General features: G+C 66.4%; 23 protein-coding genes. 9 read left to right on the forward strand and 14 right to left on the reverse strand.

The features are described from left to right. Positions 1 to 27 precede the first annotated feature (27 nt). The 4 genes from ACMT1E_RS09250 to sseA all read right to left on the reverse strand — a co-directional run bounded on the left by ACMT1E_RS09250 (position 28) and on the right by sseA (position 3660). Positions 28 to 570 carry a hypothetical protein gene (locus ACMT1E_RS09250; RefSeq protein ID WP_414899824.1) on the reverse strand — a complete coding sequence of 181 codons (543 nt, stop codon included), beginning with the start codon at positions 568 to 570 and terminating at the stop codon, positions 28 to 30. A gap of 125 nt (positions 571 to 695) precedes the next feature. Beyond that, positions 696 to 1439 (reverse strand): TorF family putative porin, encoded by a 744-nt coding sequence (locus ACMT1E_RS09255; RefSeq protein WP_414899826.1) that lies wholly within the window; start codon positions 1437 to 1439, stop codon positions 696 to 698. 194 nt (positions 1440 to 1633) lie between these two features. Next, positions 1634 to 2821 (reverse strand): cystathionine beta-lyase, encoded by a 1188-nt coding sequence (metC, locus tag ACMT1E_RS09260; RefSeq protein WP_414899827.1) that lies wholly within the window; start codon positions 2819 to 2821, stop codon positions 1634 to 1636. Then, a complete protein-coding gene (gene sseA / locus ACMT1E_RS09265) occupies positions 2818 to 3660 on the reverse strand; it encodes a 3-mercaptopyruvate sulfurtransferase (RefSeq protein WP_414899828.1) in 843 nt (280 codons plus the stop codon). Before sseA ends, metC begins: the two co-directional genes overlap by 4 nt. 109 nt (positions 3661 to 3769) lie before the next feature. Between sseA and queF the strand changes: the two genes are divergently transcribed. Further along, a complete protein-coding gene (gene queF / locus ACMT1E_RS09270; RefSeq protein ID WP_414899829.1) occupies positions 3770 to 4216 on the forward strand; it encodes a preQ(1) synthase in 447 nt (148 codons plus the stop codon). A 47-nt stretch (positions 4217 to 4263) separates the two neighbouring features. After that, complete coding sequence (locus tag ACMT1E_RS09275) at positions 4264 to 4668, forward strand: acyl-CoA thioesterase (protein ID WP_136162469.1); 405 nt, start codon at positions 4264 to 4266, stop codon at positions 4666 to 4668. Positions 4669 to 4710: 42 nt separating this feature from the next. Here the strand turns inward: ACMT1E_RS09275 and ACMT1E_RS09280 are convergent, their stop codons facing one another. Together ACMT1E_RS09280 and aspS are read right to left on the reverse strand one after the other, a co-directional pair. Then, positions 4711 to 5496, reverse strand: a complete 786-nt coding sequence (locus ACMT1E_RS09280) for a polyphosphate kinase 2 family protein (RefSeq protein WP_414899832.1) — start codon at positions 5494 to 5496, stop codon at positions 4711 to 4713. Positions 5497 to 5548: 52 nt separating this feature from the next. After that, positions 5549 to 7327: an aspartate--tRNA ligase gene (gene aspS / locus ACMT1E_RS09285; RefSeq protein WP_414899834.1), complete on the reverse strand. Its 1779-nt coding sequence runs from the start codon at positions 7325 to 7327 to the stop codon at positions 5549 to 5551. A gap of 98 nt (positions 7328 to 7425) precedes the next feature. Between aspS and rnd the strand changes: the two genes are divergently transcribed. Next, positions 7426 to 8610: a ribonuclease D gene (gene rnd, locus ACMT1E_RS09290; protein ID WP_414899836.1), complete on the forward strand. Its 1185-nt coding sequence runs from the start codon at positions 7426 to 7428 to the stop codon at positions 8608 to 8610. Positions 8611 to 8626: 16 nt separating this feature from the next. On the opposite strand, the gene ACMT1E_RS09295 is transcribed toward rnd, so the two are convergent. The 4 genes from ACMT1E_RS09295 to ACMT1E_RS09310 are packed head-to-tail and all read right to left on the reverse strand — an operon-like array spanning position 8627 to position 14141. Beyond that, entirely contained in the window at positions 8627 to 10111 is a 1485-nt protein-coding gene (locus ACMT1E_RS09295; RefSeq protein WP_414899838.1) for a Ppx/GppA family phosphatase, read from the reverse strand. A gap of 1 nt (position 10112) precedes the next feature. Further along, positions 10113 to 12260: an RNA degradosome polyphosphate kinase gene (locus ACMT1E_RS09300; protein ID WP_414899840.1), complete on the reverse strand. Its 2148-nt coding sequence runs from the start codon at positions 12258 to 12260 to the stop codon at positions 10113 to 10115. A gap of 1 nt (position 12261) precedes the next feature. Further along, positions 12262 to 12876 carry an HdaA/DnaA family protein gene (locus ACMT1E_RS09305; RefSeq protein WP_414899842.1) on the reverse strand — a complete coding sequence of 205 codons (615 nt, stop codon included), beginning with the start codon at positions 12874 to 12876 and terminating at the stop codon, positions 12262 to 12264. Continuing rightward, the gene (locus ACMT1E_RS09310; protein WP_414899844.1) at positions 12873 to 14141 is read right to left on the reverse strand and encodes a heavy-metal-associated domain-containing protein; all 1269 of its coding nucleotides are present in this window, start codon (positions 14139 to 14141) and stop codon (positions 12873 to 12875) included. Before ACMT1E_RS09310 ends, ACMT1E_RS09305 begins: the two co-directional genes overlap by 4 nt. 59 nt (positions 14142 to 14200) lie before the next feature. Between ACMT1E_RS09310 and purM the strand changes: the two genes are divergently transcribed. From purM to ACMT1E_RS09330, 4 genes are read left to right on the forward strand one after another with little or no spacing between them, the layout of a single operon-like run. Beyond that, complete coding sequence (purM, locus tag ACMT1E_RS09315; RefSeq protein ID WP_414899846.1) at positions 14201 to 15295, forward strand: phosphoribosylformylglycinamidine cyclo-ligase; 1095 nt, start codon at positions 14201 to 14203, stop codon at positions 15293 to 15295. After that, positions 15288 to 15887 carry a phosphoribosylglycinamide formyltransferase gene (gene purN, locus ACMT1E_RS09320; RefSeq protein WP_414899848.1) on the forward strand — a complete coding sequence of 200 codons (600 nt, stop codon included), beginning with the start codon at positions 15288 to 15290 and terminating at the stop codon, positions 15885 to 15887. Before purM ends, purN begins: the two co-directional genes overlap by 8 nt. Continuing rightward, on the forward strand, positions 15856 to 16230 hold the full coding sequence (locus ACMT1E_RS09325) for an MmcQ/YjbR family DNA-binding protein (RefSeq protein WP_414899850.1): 375 nt from the start codon (positions 15856 to 15858) through the stop codon (positions 16228 to 16230). The genes purN and ACMT1E_RS09325 overlap by 32 nt, the downstream gene beginning before the upstream one ends. Next, positions 16227 to 16874, forward strand: a complete 648-nt coding sequence (locus tag ACMT1E_RS09330; RefSeq protein WP_414899851.1) for a hypothetical protein — start codon at positions 16227 to 16229, stop codon at positions 16872 to 16874. Before ACMT1E_RS09325 ends, ACMT1E_RS09330 begins: the two co-directional genes overlap by 4 nt. Here ACMT1E_RS09330 and ACMT1E_RS09335 read toward each other — a convergent pair. Both ACMT1E_RS09335 and ndk read right to left on the reverse strand, forming a co-directional pair. Next, the gene (locus ACMT1E_RS09335; protein WP_414899852.1) at positions 16852 to 17370 is read right to left on the reverse strand and encodes a GNAT family N-acetyltransferase; all 519 of its coding nucleotides are present in this window, start codon (positions 17368 to 17370) and stop codon (positions 16852 to 16854) included. The genes ACMT1E_RS09330 and ACMT1E_RS09335 overlap by 23 nt on opposite strands. Before the next feature lies 1 nt (position 17371). Continuing rightward, on the reverse strand, positions 17372 to 17794 hold the full coding sequence (gene ndk, locus ACMT1E_RS09340) for a nucleoside-diphosphate kinase (RefSeq protein WP_414899853.1): 423 nt from the start codon (positions 17792 to 17794) through the stop codon (positions 17372 to 17374). A gap of 221 nt (positions 17795 to 18015) precedes the next feature. On the opposite strand from ndk, the gene ACMT1E_RS09345 reads away from it, so the two are divergent. Continuing rightward, a complete protein-coding gene (locus ACMT1E_RS09345; RefSeq protein ID WP_414899855.1) occupies positions 18016 to 18237 on the forward strand; it encodes a hypothetical protein in 222 nt (73 codons plus the stop codon). On the opposite strand, the gene ACMT1E_RS09350 is transcribed toward ACMT1E_RS09345, so the two are convergent. Together ACMT1E_RS09350 and ACMT1E_RS09355 are read right to left on the reverse strand one after the other, a co-directional pair. Beyond that, positions 18191 to 18976: a CDP-alcohol phosphatidyltransferase family protein gene (locus ACMT1E_RS09350; RefSeq protein ID WP_414899857.1), complete on the reverse strand. Its 786-nt coding sequence runs from the start codon at positions 18974 to 18976 to the stop codon at positions 18191 to 18193. The two genes, ACMT1E_RS09345 and ACMT1E_RS09350, sit on opposite strands and share 47 nt — an antisense overlap. Further along, positions 18973 to 19707 (reverse strand): phosphatidylserine decarboxylase, encoded by a 735-nt coding sequence (locus ACMT1E_RS09355; RefSeq protein ID WP_414899858.1) that lies wholly within the window; start codon positions 19705 to 19707, stop codon positions 18973 to 18975. Before ACMT1E_RS09355 ends, ACMT1E_RS09350 begins: the two co-directional genes overlap by 4 nt. Positions 19708 to 19818: 111 nt before the next feature. On the opposite strand from ACMT1E_RS09355, the gene ACMT1E_RS09360 reads away from it, so the two are divergent. Next, positions 19819 to 21039 (forward strand): NADP-dependent isocitrate dehydrogenase, encoded by a 1221-nt coding sequence (locus ACMT1E_RS09360; RefSeq protein ID WP_414899860.1) that lies wholly within the window; start codon positions 19819 to 19821, stop codon positions 21037 to 21039. Positions 21040 to 21142: the final 103 nt, after the last annotated feature.

Genomic DNA, 21142 nt, shown 5'->3' on the forward strand with positions numbered 1-21142 from the left:
CCTCCCCCGCCGGCACGCCCGTCCGCGTCAGTGCGCCGGCATGGCGGTGAACAGGAAATCGCCGGTGGAACAGGCGAGCATCACCTTGCGCTGATCTCCCAGCGCCAACGGCACCACCTGCTCGCTCTCGCCAACCCGCACCCGCACCTGTTCGCCTGCGACGGTCAGCGCATAGGGTAGCCCCTGCCCCAGCGGGATCATTCCAACCTCGTCCGCGACAACCGCCTTCTTGCCCGTTCGATAGGCAATCTCGACGCGCACGACCGCGCCCTTCTGGACGACGGCCTTGGTCTGTGCCTTCGCCGTCAGGCGGACACCGACCCAGCTGTCGCCGTCTGCCGAGACAAGGCGCACATGCGCTGTCGGTTGCCACTGTCCGCCCCGGTACAGCGCCTGCGCCGTAATCACGCCGCTCAGGCTTTGGCGACCCGGTGCCTGCGGCATGGCGAATTGCGAGAAATGACCGGGCGTCGTGTCGCAGTCGTACCGCATCTCTTCCGGCTCTGCCGCGATACTCGCCGACGCCAATCCTGTCAGGATCGCCACGACGCCCCAACGCCCGATCGTCATGCCCGCCTCCCCCGCAGATGGCGGGGAAGGTGGACCGCAATGCGCCAGCGCGCAAGCCTAAGTGAATAAATTCAAACGGAAATCCGACATTCCGGGCCGTTCGCCGCGGCCGGCATTCGCCGCCCCTAGAACGACACCCCGACCGATCCGACCACCCCGGCCCGGGCAACATTGCGGCCGCCGGGGGCATAGGCCGCCTTGCTCGCATCGACATAGCTGACGCCGAAGGTCAGCGCCTGCCAGCTATAGGCCACCCCGACATTCCAGTCGCTATAGCCCTTGCCGATCGTCAGGTAGCTCGGCCCGAAACTGCGGCCGAAATGGGCGGACAGGCTAAGCGGCGTCGTCGGAATGCCGACCGACAGGTCGCCGGCGACATACAGATTGTCCTGCTTGCCGCCGCCAATCGACAGCGCCGCCGCCTTCGGGGCATAGTTGACGGTCAGCTTGGCCGTCGCCGGGCCGATCATATGGGCGACAGAGGCATAGGGTTCAACGAAATCGGTCTTCGCGCCGCCGCTGCCGGGGTAATAGTAATACAGCACCCCGACGTCGAAGGTGGTGCCGCCGCGCGTCGTCCGGTAACCGGCGATCAGGTCGATCTCCTGGTCGCTGCCGGCGGCGACATAATCGTCGATCGACGATCCCCAGACCGACGCATACAGGCCGCTGTCATGCGCGACGGTCAGGCCGCCCTGAACGGCGAAACGCTTGTTGGTCTGCGACACGCCGCGAAAGCGATAATCGCTGACCAGCGTCGCGCTGCCGCTGATGGTCAGCGGTGGCGGCGGCGCGGTGTCCTGCGCGGCAACCGGCGTGGCGGCAAGGGCAAGGAACGGCCCGGTCAGGGCCAAGATGGACGTGCGCATTGGCTTCCCTTTCTGGAAAAGTGCGTTCGTCCCGCCTGCATCGCGCGGCTGGCCCTCGTCGCGGGGCCGATCGGTGCGATTTCCGAAATCTGGCAAAATTCGCTGCACCGCACAACAGACAAAATACCGCATCCAACGATTCCCGGCGCCGGGCGTTGCGGTGCCGCAACAGCGGTGGCGCGATACCGCCCGGTTCAGCGCAGCGCCGCGAACCGCGCCAACCCCGCTTCCAGGTCGGCGATCAGGTCGTCCGGGTCCTCCAGGCCGATATGCAGGCGGATCGCCGGGCCTTCCGCCTGCCAGCGCGTCGCGCTGCGGATGCGCTGCGGGTCGACGGGAATGGCAAGGCTTTCGAAACCGCCCCATGAAAAACCCATGCCGAACAGCCGCAGCCCGTCGAGCATGGCAACGCGCCCGGCGTCGTTGCCGCCGTCCAGCACGATCGAGAACAGGCCCGAAGCGCCGGAAAAATCCCGCCGCCACAGCGCATGGCCGGGGTCGCCGGGCAACGCCGGATACAGCACCCGCGCCACCTCCGGCCGGTCGGCCAGCCAGCCGGCCACCTTCAGCGCGTTCGCCTGATGCTGGGCTAGCCTGACCCCCATCGTCCGCAGGCCGCGCAGGCCCAGCCAGGCGTCGTCCGGCCCGGCGCACTGGCCGAGCAGGTGGGTCATCGTCCGCAACTTTTCCCACACTCCCGGCGCCGCCGTCACCGCGCCCAGCATCGCGTCGGAATGGCCGACGACATATTTGGTGCAGGCCAGAATCGACAGGTCGACGCCATGCGCGATCGCCGGGAAAAAGAGCGGCGTCGCCCAGGTGTTGTCGATCATGGTCACCACCCCGCGCGCCTTCGCGGCGGCGACGATCGCGGGCACGTCCTGCACCTCGAAGGTTAGGCTGCCGGGGCTTTCCAGGAAGATCGCGGCGGTGGTATCGCCGATCAGCCCGGCAATGTCGCCGCCGATCAGCGGGTCGTAATAGCGGGTCTCTATTCCGTGTTTTTTCAGTATCTTATCGCAAAACGCCCGCGTAGGTTCGTAGGCGCTGTCGACCATCAGCACCTGATCTCCGGGTGATAACATAGCGAGCAACGCCGTCGTCACCGCCGCCAGCCCGGACGGATAAAGCAGCGTCCCCGCCGCCCCCGGCTCCAGCTCGGTCAGCGCCGACGCCAGCGCCCACTGCGTCGGCGTGCCCCGCCGCCCGTAATACAGTTTCTCATGCGTATCCTGCGGCCGGCTCCGCAATTCCGCGACGCTGTCGTAGAGGATCGTCGACGCCCGCCACACCGGCGGGTTGACGACGCCCTGCGTCCATTCCTTGCGCCGCCCCGCCGCCGCCAGCCGCGTCGCCTTGCCGTCGGCGTCGTTGCCGCTCATTGCGCCGCGCCGCGCTCCTTCGGCGTCGACGGGTCGCCGCCCCATTCGGCCCACGACCCGTCATACAGCGCGACGTCCCGCTTGCCGAGCGTTGCCAGGCCGAAAGCCAGCACCGCCGCGGTGATCCCCGACCCGCAGCTCGTCACCACCCCGCGCTCCAGGTCGACGCCGGCGGCCTCGAACGCCGCCTTCAGCGCGTCGCCCTGCTTCCAGGTGCCGTCGGCGTTGAACAGCTGGTCGTGCGGCAGGTTGCGGGCGCCGGGGATGTGGCCCGGCTCCACGCCCTTGCGCGGTTCGGGCAGGCTGCCGGCGAAACGCTCGGCGGACCGCGCGTCGACCACCTGCTCGCTGCGGCTGCCGATGTTCGCCTTCATCTGCGCCAGCGTCCGCACGCCCTTGTCGTCGAACCAGACGGTATAGTGGCGGTGCCGGTTGATCGCCTTGCCGGTTTCCAGCGCGCGCCCTTCCGCCTTCCACTTGGCAAAGCCGCCGTCGAGGACGGCGACGTCGTGCGCGCCGAACGTCTTCAGCATCCACCAGCCGCGCGCGGCGGTGTGGACCGGCGAGTTGTCGTAGACGACGATCCGGCTGCCGTCGCCCAGCCCGAGCGACTGCATGCGGCTGGCGAACTTCTCAGCGGACGGCAGCATGTTCGGCAGGTCCGTCGTGCTGTCGGCCAGGTCGGCCAGGTCCATGAACACCGCGCCGGGAATGTGGCCGGCCTCGAACTCGGCGGCGGGGTCGCGGTCGGGCTCCAGGAACCAGCTAGCGTCCACCACCCGCAGGTCCGACGCGCCAAGCTCCTTCTCCAGCCATTCGGTGGTCACCAGCAGGTCCATGCGAGTCTCCTTTGATCCACCCCATTCCTAGTCACGCCCGCCGCCGCCGTCGAGACGGCGATCGGTCGCCCGCTTTGTCGCCGCGTATTTTGGCTGTAAGGGACGCGCCATGACGATCACCCATCTCGGCCGCCAGAGCAGCCTGCCGGACTCGCCGGACGCCGCCGTCCTCGACTACGTGCCCAACCCCCGGCCCGGCCGCCCCTATCTCGTCCGCTTCACCGTGCCGGAATTCACCTCGCTCTGCCCGATCACCGGCCAGCCGGATTTCGCGCATCTGGTCATCGACTATGCGCCGGCGGAAACGATCGTCGAATCGAAGGCGCTGAAGCTGTTCCTCGGCAGCTTCCGCAATCACGCCGCCTTCCACGAGGACTGCACCGTCGGCATCGCCGAACGGCTGGTCCGGGAAATGGCGCCGCTGTGGCTGCGCATCGGCGGCTACTGGTACCCGCGCGGCGGCATTCCGATCGACGTGTTCTGGCAATCGGGCGATCCGCCCGCCGGCCTGTGGCTGCCGCCGCAGGACGTGCCCGGCTATCGCGGCCGCGGCTGACTTCCCCCTGTTATTCCGGCGCTAATGACACTATTGTCAGTTTTATCATGACCAGCGCCATCGCCCACGACTATCCGATCGCCATCAGCCCGGCGGACATCGACTTCATGGGGCATGTCAACAACGCCCGCTATCTCGCCTGGGTACAGGATGCGGTCGTCGCCCATTGGCGCAAGCTTGCCCCGCCGCAGGCGGTAGCCCGGCACCTGTGGGTCGCGTTGCGCCACGAGATCACTTACCGCAAGCCGGCCTTCATAGACGATCAGGTGATCGCGACTGTGGTGCTGGAAAAGGTCCATGGCGCTCGCGCCTTCTATGCGACGCTGATCAAGCGGGGCGAGGATGTGCTGGCAGAGGTGAAGTCCAGTTGGTGCTGCCTTGATGCGACCACCCGCCGCCCGGCGCGCATCGCGCAGGACGTCATCGCCCGCTTCCTGCCGAAAGACGCCTGACACTCCGCTCCCGCAAAAACGGGATTCTGAACTCGGCGAATTCTAGCGCTCGCCGGGCAGCCCCAGATTGTCTTTGGCAAGCCGGATCAGTTCCGGGTCCGCCTCCGGCGGCGCCATCGGCACATGCTTTTCCAGATGGTCGGCAATCGCGGTCAGCGCGGCGATCCGCGCCGCCTTCTTGTTGTTGCCGTCGATCACCCGCCACGGCGCCCAGCGCGTATCGGTCTCGGCGAACATGTCTGCCATCGCCGCCAGATAGTCGGCGCGGCGGGCGCGGTTGCGATAATCTTCCGCGCCGGTTTTCCAGCGCTTCCACGGATCCTCGAAACGGTGGAGGAAGCGGCGATCCTGCTCATCCTGGGTAATGTGGACGAACAGCTTGACCAGCGTCGTGCCGCTATCGATCTGCCGCGCCTCGAACTCGTTGATCTCGTCATAGCCGCGCTTCCACTCGGCCTCGGTCGCGTAGCCCTCGACCCGCTCGACCAGAACGCGCCCGTACCAGCTGCGGTCGAACACCGCGATGTCGCCGTTCGCCGGCAGACGCTGCCAGAACCGCCAGAGGAAATGCCGTTCCTTCTCGTCGGTCGTCGGCGCGCCGATCGGCCAGACCTCGAAATAACGCGGGTCCCATTCGGCGGTCAGCCGCTGGATGATCCCGCCCTTGCCGGCGGCGTCCCACCCTTCCAGCATCACCACGGCGCGGCGCTTGTGGACGATATGCGCGACCTGGATGCGGGCCAGCCGCTTCTGCACGGCGGCCAGCGCGTCGGCATAGTCGCCCTGGAACTTGTCGCCCGCTTCGTAGGCATTGAGGTCGATGGTCATGCGGTCACCCTACGTCCCTGACCATCGCCGTCTAGCGGGGATGAGGTTAACGTCAGCCTTTCGGCTGCTCCACCACCCGGATGCCCAGTTCGCGCAACTGCTTAGGCGTCGCCGGCGCCGGCGCCTGCATCATCAGGTCCTCCGCCTTCTGGTTCATCGGGAAGACGATGACTTCGCGGATGTTCGGCTCGTCGGCGAGCAGCATGACGATGCGGTCGATGCCAGGCGCCGATCCGCCGTGCGGCGGCGCGCCGAACTTGAAGGCGTTGATCATGCCGGCGAAATTGGTGTCGACCTGCTCGCGCGTGTAGCCGGCGATTTCGAACGCCTTGTACATGATGTCGGGGCGGTGGTTGCGGATCGCCCCGGACGACAGCTCGACCCCGTTGCAGACGATGTCATACTGGTAGGCGAGGATATCGAGCGGGTCCTTCGTCTCCAGCGCCTCCAGCTCGCCCTGCGGCATCGAGAACGGATTGTGCGAGAAATCGATCTTCTTCGCTTCCTCGTCATATTCGTACATCGGGAAATCGACGATCCAGCAGAATTCGAAGCGTTTGGCGTCGATCAGGCCCAGCTGCTCGCCGACGCGGGTGCGCGCCGCGCCGGCCAGCTTCGCCGCCTGCGCTTCCTTGCCGGCGGCGAAGAAAATGCCGTCGTCGGGGCCAAGGCCAAGTTCCGCGATCAGCTTGCGGGTTGCTTCCTCGCCGTGGTTCTTGGCGATCGGGCCGCCCAGCTCGCCATTCTTCTGGGTGATGTAGCCAAGCCCGGCATGCCCCTCGGCACGCGCCCATTCATTCATGTCGTCGAAGAATTTGCGGCTCTTGTCGGCGGTGCTCGGCGCCGGGATGGCGCGGACGACATCGCCGCCGCCGACGATCCGGGCGAACAGGCCGAAGCCCGACCCCTCGAAATGCCGCGACACGTCGGTGATGACGATCGGATTGCGCAAATCCGGCTTGTCCGACCCGTATTTCAGCATCGCTTCGCGGTAGGGAATGCGCGGGAACGGCGCGGCGCTGACCGACCGATCGCCGGCAAATTCCTCGAACACGCCGTGAAGAACCGGCTCTATCGCGTTGAAGACATCGTCCTGCGTGACGAAGCTCATCTCGAAGTCGAGCTGATAGAACTCGCCGGGCGAGCGGTCGGCGCGCGCGTCTTCGTCGCGGAAGCACGGCGCAATCTGGAAATAGCGATCGAAACCGGCAACCATCAGCAGTTGCTTGAACATCTGCGGCGCCTGCGGCAGCGCATAGAATTTACCGGGGTGGACCCGGCTGGGCACCAGATAGTCGCGCGCGCCCTCCGGCGACGACGCGGTCAGGATCGGCGTCTGGAATTCGGTGAACCCCTGGTCGATCATCCGCCGGCGGATCGACGCGATGACGTTGGAGCGCAGCACGATATTCGCATGCAGCCGCTCCCGCCGCAAATCGAGGTAGCGATAGCGCAGGCGGATATCCTCAGGATAATCGGCCTCGCCCGCCACCGGCATCGGCAATTCCTGCGCGGTGGAGCACACCGCCACATCATCCGCCCGGACCTCGATCGCCCCGGTCGGCAGATTGGGGTTCACCGCTTCGGGCGCGCGCGCCACCACCCGGCCGGTCACCGTCACCACCGACTCGGCGCGCAGCCGCTCCAGCAGCTTGAACGCCTCCGAATCGACATCGGTGACGATCTGGGTCAGCCCGTAATGATCGCGCAGGTCGACGAACAGCAAACCGCCATGATCGCGCTTGCGGTGGACCCAGCCGGACAGGCGAACGGTCTCGCCAACGTGGGTTTGGCGCAGTTCCGCGCAGGTGTGGGTGCGATAGGCGTGCATCGGCATAACTCGGAAAGAGGCATGAAATATGTGTGACCCGCGCGCTTCCCCGCACGACACGTCTTTGTCAAGGCGCGGCTGGGCGCTATGGGCCTGACATGAAGATTCATCCGCTGATCACCGACAGTACCGTCCTTGCCGATCTTTGCGCCCGTTTCGCCCGATCGCCGTTCGTCGCTGTCGACACCGAATTCATGCGGGAAAACACCTACTGGCCGGACCTGTGCCTGATCCAGATCGCCGACGGCAACGAAGCCGCCGCGATTGATCCGAAGGCCCCGGGCATCGACCTGGCGCCGCTGCTCGCGCTGATGGTCGACAATAACGAGGTGTTGAAAGTGTTCCATGCCGGCGGGCAGGACGTGGAAATCGTGTTCAATCTGACCGGCAAGACGCCCAACCCTATCTTCGACACCCAGATCGCGGCAATGGCGATCGGCCAGGGCGAACAGATCGGTTATTCCAGCCTGATCGACAGTTGGCTGGGCATTCAGCTCGACAAGGGCGCGCGCTTCACCGACTGGGGCCGCCGCCCGCTCGACAAGCGGCAGATCGATTATGCGATCGGCGATGTCACCCACCTCTCGCGCGTGTTTCCGATGATCCTGGAACGGCTGAAGAAGCTTGGTCGCGGCAGCTGGCTGGACGATGAGATGGAGCGACTCGCCGATCCGTCGCATTACATCAACGAACCCGATCAGGCTTGGCAGCGGATCAAGGCGAACAGCCGCAAACCGGACATGATGGGGCGGCTGAAAGCGCTGGCCGCCTGGCGCGAGCGTGAGGCGCAGAACAAGGACCTGCCGCGCGGCCGGATCATGAAGGACGAAACCCTCGCCGACATCGCCGGCCAGCCGCCGCGCGCACAGGCGGAGCTTGCCAAGGTCCGCGGCCTGTCGACCAGTTGGGCCAATAACGGCATCGGCGCACGGATGATGGCGGCGCTGGCCGAAGCCAGGCCGATGCCGGCGGAAGAAATTCCCGGCCGCGAAGATCGCCGCCCCGGCCCCGGCAAGGACGGCGCACTGGTCGCCGACCTGCTGAAGCTGTTGCTGAAGATTCGCGCGAAGGAAATCAGCGTCGCGCCCCGCCTGCTGGCGCGCAGCGACGACCTCCAGCATCTCGCCGCCGGCCACCGCGATGGTCTGTCGATCCTCGAAGGCTGGCGGTTCGAACAGTTCGGGCGCGATGCGCTGGCGCTGGTCGAAGGCCAGCTCGCTTTCGCGGTCAAGGGCGGCAAGCTGCGCATGACCCGTACCGCCGAGCGTTCGGAAGCGGCCTGACCCGCCAGGGCGGCAGTCAGGGCAGCCGCGCGTTCACCCCCAGCGCGGACGCCAGTTGGCGATGACGGCGCGCGACCGCCTCGCCGTAGAAAATGCGGGTATCGTCCTCCATCTCCAGCACCAGCACGCCGTCGACGACCGCGACCCGGCTCGACCGCAGCGGGCCGGCAGCCGCGCCGGAAAAACGCTGCCCCAGCCGGATCGCCAACCCCCAGCGCATCGCGCGGCGCAGATCTTCAGCATCACACAGCCGCTCGAATCCCGACAATATGCCGCTGCCGCCAGAACTACTGTACAGCGCCTGCCCCAACATGACCCGCTCATGCGGCTCTATCGCCACCCAGTTGCCGTGCAGGCCGATCTCGAGCGCGCGTTCCGCCTTGAATTCCGGGTTGGCGCGCCAACCGACATCGGCCAGCAGGCACGCGGCGTGGCGGATGCGCGCATTGGTAGGAGTCTCGTCGCCGAACAACGGCGCGATCCACTGGTCGAGCAAATCACCATGCTCGGCGAAACGCCCGCCGCGTTCACCTTCGTCACGGCAGGCGACAATCAGCGGATCCTGCGCCCGTTCCTCCGCAGACATGCGCTGGTAGAGCAACCCCTCGCGCAGGCCAAAGGCGGATACGACAAGATCGCTGGGTGACAGATGGCGAACCAGCGCAGCCAGCATCGCCGCCGCTGTTTCCAGCGTCGCCACCCGCCCGGCCGGCAATGCCGGCACTGACTTCAGCGTCGACCGGCCAATATGGGCGAGGACACGCACCATCCGCGCCGCCGTTTCTGGCTGCATCCGATATTGCTGAAGGATGCGAAGCGGATGGCCACTCAGATGCATATCGAACCGGGCCAGCGCCCGCCACGACCCGCCGACCAGGTAAAATGGCAATCCACGCGCTTCTTCGAGCCAGTCGGCGGTCGCCAGTTGCCGCGACACGGCGCGGGCAAATGCGCGCTGCCCCGTCTCGCGCATGGGGCCAACGCGGAGCACACCCAGCGGAAAGGAGGCGCGCGCATCGATAACCCCGCGCTTCAAGCGCACCAGTTCCAGGCTGCCGCCGCCAAGATCTCCGACAATGCCGTCAGCATCGGGAATACCCGAAGCAACGCCCAACGCCGCTGCCGTCGCCTCCTGCTCGCCGGGGAGCAACTCCACGGCGAAACCAAGCTGCTCTATCCGGTCGATCAGCACGGGGCCGTTGCTCGCGTCGCGTACCGCAGCGGTCGCCACGGCGCGCGGGCTGGCGATGCCCATGGCGTCGCACAACCCGCGAAACCTGGTCAGCGCCACCATCGCCATGTCCATCGCCGCCGGCTCTATCGCGCCGGTTTCGGCCAGCGATCGGCCCAGCCCGGCCAGCACCTTCTCGTTGAACAGCACCGCCGGAATACGGGCATGCCCGTCGAACACGACGAGGCGGACCGAATTGGAACCGATGTCGATGATCGCCGATCGTCGCCGGGCCGCCGGGCCGCCGGGCTCTACGCCTGCGTCGCCCACCCTAGCCTCGCCGCCGGCGCAGATGCAGCTTCGGCACCGCATCGCTATGCGCCAGCGCCTGCCCGCGCCCGGAAAGCGACGGGTTCGTCATGAAATACCGGTGCAGGTTAAACGGCCGCTCGCCCGGCGTATCTCGGATATAGTCGCCATCGGGCTGAAGTTCCCAACTCTGCTCGTTGTCGATCAGGTTGGCGACCATCACCTGATCGAGCACCTGATCGTGCACGGTCGGGTTGAGGATCGGCATCATATACTCCACCCGCCGATCGAAATTGCGCGGCATCCAGTCAGCCGACGAGATGAACAGCTTGGCGCCGTCATTGGGCAGGCCCCGTCCATTACCGAATGCCCAGATGCGGCTATGCTCCAGAAAGCGGCCGATCACGGACTTGACCCGAATATGTTCCGACAGGCCCGGCACGCCGGGGCGGAGGCAGCATATGCCGCGGACCACCAGGTCTATTTCCACGCCCGCGCCGCTCGCCGCGTACAGCTTCTCGATGATCGCCGGGTCGACCAGCGAATTCATCTTCGCCCAGATCATTCCCTGTCGGCCGGCGCGGACATGCTCGATCTCCGCGTCGATCAGGGCCGACAGCCGGTCGCGCAGGCCGTGCGGCGATATGGTGATCAGCTCCAGTTCTTTCGGCTCAACGTAGCCGGTGATGTAATTGAACAACTGGGCCGCATCCCGACCGATCCGCGGATCGGCGGTAAAGAAGCTGAGGTCAGTGTAAATCCGCGCTGTCACCGGGTGATAGTTTCCGGTGCCGAAATGGCAGTAGGTGCGGTACCCGCCCGCTTCCCGCCGCACCACCATCGACACCTTGGCGTGGGTTTTCCAGTCGATGAAACCATAGACGACCTGCGCGCCGGCCCGTTCCAGCGCGGACGCCCAGAGCAGGTTCTGCTCTTCGTCGAACCGCGCCTTCAACTCGACGACAGCGGTCACCGACTTGCCCGCTTCCGCAGCCGCGATCAGCGCATTAACCACCGCCGACTGCTTACCGGCGCGGTACAGCGTCTGCTTGATCGCCACGACATCGGGGTCGGCCGCCGCCTGCTTCAAAAAGGCGAGGACGACATCGAATGTCTCATAGGGGTGATGGACGATGATGTCCTTGCTGCGGATCGCGGCGAAGCAATCGCCGCCATGCTCGCGAATGCGCTCGGGGAAGCGCGGCGAAAAGGGTGGAAATTTCAGGTCGGGCCGGTCCTCCTCGACCAGCTGCTCAAGGTCGCCAATGCCCAGAAAGCCGCCGGTTTCGGTAACGATCGCGTCCTGCCCGCCCAGTTCGTTGTTGACCAGCGTTTCCAGGTGGTCGGGCATCCCCTGTTCCAGGTCGAGCCGGATCACACGCCCCCGCCGCCGGCGCTTGATCGCGGAGCGGAAGTAGCGGACGAGATCCTCCGCCTCTTCCTCCAGTTCGATATCGCTGTCGCGGATGATCCGGAAACAGCCGGAACCGGCCACCTCATAGCCCGGAAACAGCAGATGCTGGAAACAGCGGATCAGCGTTTCCATCGCGACATAACGGGCGGCGCGGCCGGGCAACCGGACGAATCGCTGCAACGTCGCCGGCAACATCACCAGTTCGCGGATCGGCGCACGATCCGACAGGCGAATCAGGTCGACGACGATCGACAGCCCTTTGTTGGGGATGAACGGAAACGGGTGCGCCGGGTCCAGGGCCTGCGGGGTCAGGATCGGGAAAATCTGTTCGCGAAAATGCGTTTCAAGCCAGGCCCGCTCATTGTCGCCAAGTTCGCTGTCGCGCAGCACCAGCAACCGGGTTTCGCGTAGCTGTTCGCGCAGCCCCCGCCATACCGCCCTCTGCTGTGACAGCAACCCCTCCGCATTTTCGGCGATCGCCGTCAATTGCTGGCTGACGGTCATGCCGTCGGGCGACCGCTCCTCGACCTGCTGAAGCTGCTGGCCTTTCAGCCCCGCGACCCGGACCATGAAGAACTCGTCGAGGTTGTTGCCCGAAATCGACAGAAAGCGCAGCCGCTCAAGCAACGGATGCGACGGGTTGGACGCCTCATCAAGCACCCGGCGGTTGAACGCCAGCCAGCTCAATTCACGGTTGAAATAGCGTTGCTCGACATCCGGGGCGACGGCGCGCGGAGGGGGGGCTAAGGTCGGCATGTCAGGCCCGGTTCTCGTCCGCTGATCGCATCGCGCCCAATGTGGCCCGCGCCAGCTTGAGCGACAAGCGCGAATGCTGTGACAGGGACGCTTCGTCCAGCGCGTCGACCACGCGGATCAACGCGACATGGCTGCGCTCGATGCGCGGCATCAGCCAGGCGACCAGGTCCGGCGGCGCGATCAGGTTGCGCTGGGCAAGCAGTTTTTCCACCAGCGCGCGGGCAAGCGGCTCGTCCGGGTCGCCAAGCGCCGCCACCGGGGTGGCGGCAAGCCGCGAGCGGAGGTCCGGCAACCTGACCCGCCAGACGGGCGGCGGCAGATCGGCAACCAGCAGCAACGGCCGCCGCGTCTCGTGCGCGGCGTTCCACGCGTGGAACAGTTCTTCTTCCGGGCGACGGTCGGCATCGTCGATCAACTGCCCCCCGGTCCTGCCGGCGAACAGGCGGCCGAGCAGGCTGCGCCCCGATTTGCGCGGGCCGGTCAGGATCGTCGCCATCACCGGCCACGTCCCCCAGCGGTCGAGATGGCGTACCGCATCGGCGTTGCTGTCGCCGACAATGAAGTCCCGTTCTGTCTCTCCGGCCGGCCAGTCGAACGGCAGGGCGATCTGGCTCATGGTCGGGGGCTGTTGCTCGGGCCGGGCGCCGGAGCGCCCGCCGCGCGGCGCACGATCCGCAGTGTGTCGCCGCCTCCCTGCACCTGCCAGCCACGGGCAGCGAAAGCGGCGCGCAAGGCGGCCGAATCACCCTGGAAAACCACCCGCATCACCGAAATCCCGCCGATCGCAAGGCTCGACGTCGCCGCCGATCGCACGCCCGGGATGCCCCGGATCGCGGCCTCCGTGGCGTTGACCGCGCCGACATCGGGCGTGTCGAACTGAACGGTGACCGCACTTGTCCCGGATGGCGTGTTGCCGGCAACCACGACGCCGCCGTCATCGGGCGCCAGTTCCAGGCTGTCACCCAGCGCATCGGCATCGACCGGCTCTTCGACAACCAGCGACGGGTCGGGCGCCAGCGCCCCCATTGCCAATGCCTCGCTGTACAGCGCATCGATCCGCCGCACCCCGGCATCCAGCAACTTCGGGATCGCGTCGCTATTCTCGACGCGCAGCGCGAATCGGCCGATCAGCCGCCTGTCCGGCCCATGGAACGCGCTGAACCAGCCGACTACCGGCCCGCCGGGCCACAGCCGCTGTAGCCGGACCTGGGGGATCAGCACGTCGGCGGCGCCGTAACCGTCAAGCAAAAACCGCCACCAGGTCCGCCCCGGCCGCCAGGTCTGGGCATTGTTGAGCAGCAGCGGATCGACCCCGGTGCCGGTCACGCGGATATAATCGATACTGCTGTTGCCGGTGCGAAACCGCGCCCACGCCTCTTGCCAGGGGTTGCGCAACTCAAGGCTCTGCGCGGTGCCGCCGCTCCATTGTACCGGCAAGACCAGCATCGGCGCCGAACGCGCCGCCTGGCCCGCGACGCCCAGTATCTGCCCCGCGCGCGCGCGATCGAACAGCACGCCCAGCCGCGCGATATAGCGGCGGGGGCCGATCTGCTCCTCCTCGACGACGATCCCGGCGACAACCCCGTCCAGCGCCGAATCGGACAGCACGGGCACGCCGGTGCCGGGGTGAGTGCGCTGCCACAGCGCGCGCCAACCCTTGCGCTGCGCTTCGCGCCAGCCACCATAGCGCGCGGCATCGGCATTTGCGGCGTAGACGTCGACGGCAATGCCGCTGACTTCAAGGCTGGACGAACTGTCGATCGGCGGCACACCGCGGTCCGTTCCCTCCAGCTGGGCATGCAATACCGCGCCGGCGCCGACGGCAAGCGCCAGGGCAAGCAGCGGCCGCACGAGGCTGAGCGGACGGGAAAGCGCGATCACGCCGCCCTTCTGGCGTGTTGGCGGTGGAAATCCAAGCGCGTTGTGGCTAGGCGACGGTCATGAACGACAACACGTCCTACACCTACGCCGGTGCCGGCGTTTCGATCGCCGCAGGGAATGCGCTGGTCCGCGCGATCGCCCCACTCGCCAAGGCAACCCGCCGCCCCGGCGCCAATGCCGAGCTTGGCGGTTTCGGCGGCTTCTTCGACTTGAAGGCGGCGGGCTATACCGATCCGCTGCTGGTCGCCGCCAATGACGGCGTCGGCACCAAGCTGAAGCTGGCGATCGAACATGATCGGCACGACGGCGTCGGCATCGATCTGGTCGCGATGTGCGTCAACGATCTGATCGTCCAGGGCGCGGAACCGCTGTTCTTCCTCGACTATTACGCCAGCGGCAAACTTGACGCGGCTGTCGCCGAACGTGTCATCGCCGGTATCGCCGAAGGATGCCGGATCGCCGGCTGCGCGCTGATTGGTGGCGAAACGGCGGAAATGCCGGGCATGTATGCCGACGGCGACTATGATCTCGCCGGCTTTTGTGTCGGCGCGGTGGAACGGACGCAGGCGCTGACCGGCAACCGGGTGGCGGCCGGCGACGTCATCCTCGGCCTTGCCTCTTCCGGTGTCCATTCCAACGGGTTCTCGCTAGTCCGCCGCCTTGCCGCCGACAAGGGCTGGAAGCTCAACCGTCCGTCACAGTTCGACATGGAGCAATTGCTGATCGACGCGCTGATGGCGCCGACCCGCATCTATGTGCAGGCGCTGCTGCCGCTGGTCCGCGCCGGCCGGGTTTCCGCCCTCGCGCACATCACCGGTGGCGGGTTGCTGGAAAATATTCCGCGCGCCCTGCCCGCCGGCCTCCACGCCCATGTCAACGCGGACGGATGGCCGCTGCCCCGGCTGATGGCATTCCTGCAGGCGCAGGGCGCGATCGAACCGGAGGAAATGGCCCGCACCTTCAACTGCGGGATCGGCATGGCGGTAATCGTCCCGGAAGCAGAGGCGCTGTCGGTCGCGGCAGCGCTGGAAAGCGCCGGCGAAACCGTCCTGCGGATCGGGCGCATCGAGGCCGGCGAACGAGGCTGCACCGTCGCCGGATCGACCGAGACGTGGAGCGCCCGCGCCAACTGGTCCGCCACCCATAATGACTGAGCGCGCGCGCCTCGGCGTACTGATCTCCGGGCGCGGATCGAACATGCTGGCGCTGGCGGAGGCGGCTCAGGCGCCGGACTGCCCCTATGCGATCGCGCTCGTCGCGTCGAACGATCCGGATGCGGCCGGGCTCGCAACCGCGCGGGCAATGGGCATCCCAACATGGGCGCATAGCCACAAAGGGCTGAAACGCGCTGAATTCGACGCGCTTGTCGATACCGCGCTGCGCGACGCCGGCGTCGAATATGTCGCGCTCGCCGGCTATATGCGGCTGCTGTCGGGCGAATTCGTCGGTGGATGGGCCGGGCGGATGGTAAACATCCATCCATCACTGCTCCCCAAATACAAGGGGCTGGACACCCACGCCCGCGCGATCGCCGCCGGTGACCCTGTCCATGGCGTCAGCGTCCATATCGTCACTGCCGAGCTGGACGACGGCCCCGTACTGGCACAGGCGGAGGTGCCGATTCTGCCCGGCGACACCCCGGAAACTCTTGCGACGCGGCTGCTGATCGAGGAACATCGACTGTATCCGGCGACGCTTGCGGAGTTCGTGCGCAATGCCCAGTTCCGATCCCGGCCCGGCGCTTGATCGGGTCCGCGCGATCTGCCTAGCTCTGCCCGGCAGCATCGAAAAACTGTCTCATGGCATCCCCGCCTTCGCGGCGGCGGGCCGGATGTTCGCCTATTTCCGGCATAACCACCACGGCGCACAACATACCGACGTCTGCGTGCGTACCGGCAGCCGTGACGAACAGGCCATGCTGATCGAACAGGCCCCCGCCCTCTACAGCTGGCCTGCCTATATCGGCCCGGCGGGCTGGGTCGCGATCGATGTCACCCCGTCCACCACCGACTGGGATCATGTAGCGGACCGCATCGCCGAAAGCTGGCGCCTCGCCACCAGCCGAACCAGCCGGAGGACACGCGCATGAGCGGCGAAGGCAGCGAGGAACGGGCACAGGAAGCGGCGGCGATCCGCCGTCGCTGGATCACGCTGGGCGAAGGCCTGGCGGTGGTGGCCGTCATCATCTCCGCCCTGACGCTGTGGAACAACTATTCCGAGCGCACATCCGACAAGGCCGAACGCGCCGCCGCCGAGCAGGCGGCCGGTGCCCGCGCGGCGACACTGACCCTGAAAGGCACGGCGCTACGGGACGGCAAACAGCTCGATCTGGCGCCGATCCGCGCAGAACAGACAATCCAAAGCCAGAGCATCGCTTTCCCCACCGCGCTCGGCATCGCACCGATCGGCACCGCCGGAGAGGCACGGATCGAGGCGCGCTGGTTCGGCGAAGCGTTGAAGAAAGCACGCCGCGACGCCGGCCTGCCCAACCGGCCGAAGGGGGATGCCCGCCTGCCGGTCGCCATCACCACCCGCTATCTGGTCGACGGCGACAGCCATAGCGAAGTGGCGCTCTACGACATCGGCTACGCGCTCGACGGCCAGATGTTCGGCGGCGCCGCCGTCCGCCTGCGTGGCCTGTCGCTGATCGAACATAGCAATGAGACACGCGCATCCGCGCGGCTCGATAAGCTGTGGAAAGCGCGAGCGGCTACAGCGCCCGCGCGAAAATAGCGTCCTCGAAATCCTCGTCGCCGACGCGAAAGATCCGCTCGCCAATCGCCGCGCAACCATGGCGCCGGTAAAAGCCGATCGCCGAGGTATTGGTCTTGGCGACGCCAATCAGCAGCCGGGTCATGCCGCGTACCCGCGCTTCGGCCACTGCGGCGGCGAACAACGCATTGCCCATGCCGCCACCCTGGTAGCGGGTCAGCATGTAAATGCGCCGCAGTTCGATGTCGGTTGCGCCGGTCTCGATCGGCAGGTCCGGCGGGGTCAGCAGCGCATAGCCGACCGGCGCGCCCCGCTCCCCTTCGGCCAGCCACAGCGCGCAGGCGGGGTCGGCGAGATGCGCCTCGTAGGCCGCCTCGCCGAACTTCTCGCCGACATGCGCGAGCAGATCCTTGCCGGCTATCATCCAGGCGTAGGTTTCCAGGAATGTAGCCGCGCTAACCAGCGCCAGCGCCGCCGCGTCCCCGGTACGGCAGCGACGAATGCCGCTGGCCGCCATGTCAGCCGACGATCTCGTCCGGCTTGAAGAAATAGGCGATTTCGATCGCCGCATTCTCTTCGCTGTCCGAACCGTGGACCGAATTCGCTTCGATCGATTCGGCCAGTTCCTTGCGGATCGTGCCCGGCTCGGCATTCTCAGGGTTGGTCGCGCCCATTATGTCGCGGTTGCGCTGCACGGCGTTCTCGCCCTCAAGCACTTGCACGACCACCGGGCCGGAGATCATGAAGGTCACCAGGTCGTTGAAGAACGGCCGCTCGCGATGAACGGCGTAGAAGCCCTCCGCCTGCTCCTGGCTCATCCGGATGCGCTTCGACGCGACGACGCGCAGGCCGGCTTCTTCCAGCATGCGCGTAACGGCGCCGGTCAGGTTGCGGCGGGTGGCATCGGGCTTGATGATCGAAAAAGTGCGGGTCGCGGCCATGGCCGTTCGGGCTCCGTAAAATTGCGTTGCTGGAAAGTGGCGCTCCCCTAGTCGCCTCGTACGAAATGCGCAAGCCGGCGGGCGCGGCCCAACGGCGGACAGCCGGCCGAAGCGAGGCCCCGACCTCCCCCGTCTTTCGCCATCTCCCGCTTTCAGTGCGCTATTGACATTGGAACAAAACAAGAACATTTAGCGACGAACGCCTGTTTAGGGAGGATTCGATGCTCGCCTTTCTGTCCCCGATCGTGTTTGTCGCCGCTCTGTTGCTTGCGGTCGCGGTGCTCGGTCAGACTGCGTTGCGCGACGCCGCTCGCATCGCCGCCATCCTGCGCGGTCGCGGTGCTGTGGAGCCAGCCCTGACGGCGCCCCGGGCGCGAGCCGGGCGCCCCGCCCGCATCATTCGTCGGCCGGCACGCCCGGCGCTGCTGCGCGATGCCGCCTGACCCGGGCATAGCTGCGGATGCTGAACGGCATGGCAATCAGGTAAAGCGCGCAGATTCCGCTCAGCGTCGCCCAAGGTGCGCTCAGCACCGCAGCGCCGACGATCGCGACCGCCGCCAGCGCCTCGAAACGGACGCTTCGCCGCAACCTCAGCGAAGACCAGCTGAACGTCGCGATGTTGGAGATCATCAGGAAAGCGACAACCGCCGTCCACGGGGCGGTCACCCCTGGCGAGCGCAGCGAATCGGCCCCCGTAGCCAACCACAGGAAGATCGGCAGCAGCGCCAGCCCGGCGCCGGCGGGCGCGGGAATACCGGTCAGGAAGCCGGCGGACTTGTGCGGCTGTTCGACGGCGTCGATCTGGGCATTGAAACGGGCAAGGCGCAGCGCGCAACATACCGCCAGGCTAAGCGCGAACACCCAACCGAACTGCGGCAGGTGCTGCAACGACCACAGATAGAGAATGATCGACGGCGCGACGCCGAACGCGATCACGTCCGACAGCGAATCCAGTTCCGCGCCGAACCGGCTTTCGCCCTTCATCATCCGGGCGATCCGGCCGTCCATGCCGTCGAGGATGCCGGCGAGCACGACCGCCGCCACCGCCTTTTCCCATTCGTCGCCGATCGCGAAGCGCACGCCGCTCAGGCCGGTGCACAACGCCAGCGCGGTCACCGCGTTGGGCGGCAGCGCCCGCAGCGGAATACCCCGGCGGGGCCGCTCGATAGGCGGCGGCGTCATTGCGACAGACCCGCCGCCCCGTCGTTGCGCCCGATTACGGCAAGCACCGTCTCCCCGGCCACGGTCCGCTGGCCAAGCGCGACGCGCGGCGCCGTGCCCGCGGGCAGGTAGACGTCTACTCGGCTGCCGAAACGGATCAGGCCGATCCGCTCGCCCGCCGTCACCCGATCCTCCGGCTTGACGAAGGTAACGATCCGCCGCGCGACCAACCCGGCAATCTGGGTGAAGCCGACGCGCAACCCGTCGTCACGCTCAACCAGGAAATGCTGGCGCTCGTTATCCTCGCTGGCCTTGTCGAGGTCCGCGTTCAGGAATTTTCCGGCGATATAGGCAACCGTCCGCACCGTTCCGGCGATCGGCGACCGATTCACGTGCACGTCGAATACGCTCATGAAGATCGACACGCGGACCAGCGGCGAATCACCCAGGCCCGCTTCTCCGGCCATCTCTCGCGGCGGCGTCACCGGCTGGATCAGCGTGATCAGTCCGTCCGCCGGCGCGACGATCAGGTCTTCGCCCTGCGGCACCGTGCGGACCGGATCGCGAAAGAAAGCGGCCACCCACAAGGTGATGCCCGCCATCGGCCAGGCCAGCGTTTCCCACGCGTTCCAGGCCAGGAACAGGGTTATCGCGGCGGCGATAAGGATGAACTTGCGCCCCTCCGGGTGAACCGGTGGTAGGCGCCATTTGACGGTCGGCGTGGTGTCCGACGGCTTGTCCGGCAATGACATTGGCCCTTCTTAGGGCCGGATGCAGCCATAGACAACGTGCCGCAGTTGATCGCGGCCGCCTCCTTGCCTAGGAGCATCGCCGACGTTCCCCTCAACGAAGGCCCCTCACTCATGGCAAAGATCAAGGTGAAAAACCCGGTCGTCGAGCTCGACGGCGACGAAATGACGCGGATTATCTGGCAGTGGATTCGCGAACGCCTGATCCTGCCCTATCTCGACATCGACCTGCATTATTACGACCTCGGCATCGAGGAACGCGACCGCACCGATGACAAGGTCACCGTCGATTCGGCCCGCGCGATCCGCGAACACGGCGTCGGCGTGAAATGCGCGACGATTACGCCGGACGAGGCGCGGGTCGAGGAATTCGGCCTCAAGAAGATGTGGAAGTCGCCGAACGGCACGATCCGCAACATCCTTGGCGGCGTCGTCTTCCGCGAACCGATTGTCATCGACAACGTCCCTCGGCTGGTGCCCGGCTGGACCGACCCGATCGTCGTCGGCCGTCACGCTTTCGGCGACCAGTATCGCGCCACTGACTACCGCGTCCCCGGCGCGGGCAAACTGCGCCTGGTGTTCGAAGGTGACGACGGCACCGTCATCGACGAGGAAGTGTTCCGCTTCCCGTCGTCGGGCGTCGCGCTGGCGATGTACAATCTCGACGATTCGATCCGCGACTTCGCCCGCGCCTCGCTCAACTACGGGCTGATGCGCAACTGGCCGGTCTACCTGTCGACCAAGAACACCATCCTCAAGGCCTATGACGGCCGCTTCAAGGACCTGTTCGCCGAAATTTATGAAAATGAATTCAAGGCACAGTTCGAAAGTGCTGGCATCGTCTATGAGCATCGCCTGATCGACGACATGGTCGCTTCCGCACTGAAGTGGAGCGGCAAGTTCGTCTGGGCCTGCAAGAATTACGACGGCGATGTCCAGTCGGATCAGGTCGCACAAGGCTTCGGCTCGCTCGGCCTGATGACCTCGGTACTGCTGTCGCCGGATGGCAAGACCGTGGAAGCGGAAGCGGCGCACGGCACCGTCACCCGCCATTACCGTATGCATCAGCAGGGCAAGGCGACGTCGACCAACCCTATCGCGTCGATCTTCGCGTGGACCGGCGGCCTCAAATATCGCGGACGCTTCGACGATACGCCGGACGTCATCCGCTTCGCCGAAACGCTGGAACGCGTCTGTGTCGAAACCGTCGAACAGGGTCAGATGACCAAGGACCTCGCGATCCTGATCGGCCCGGACCAGCCGTGGATGACAACGGAGCAGTTCTTCGAAGCGATCCGCGCCAACCTCGAAAAGGCGATGGAAGACTGGAAGTAAGCCATGACGCGGCGTGTGGCATCATTGCCGCCGCCGCGTATTTTCCGTTCTCTTCGCGCATTTATGGGGTAGCCACGGCTACCCCCTTCGCGTCATTATTGCT

The organism is Sphingomonas flavalba, from assembly GCF_047553045.1.
Taxonomy (GTDB): Bacteria; Pseudomonadota; Alphaproteobacteria; order Sphingomonadales; family Sphingomonadaceae; genus Sphingomonas_L; species Sphingomonas_L flavalba_A.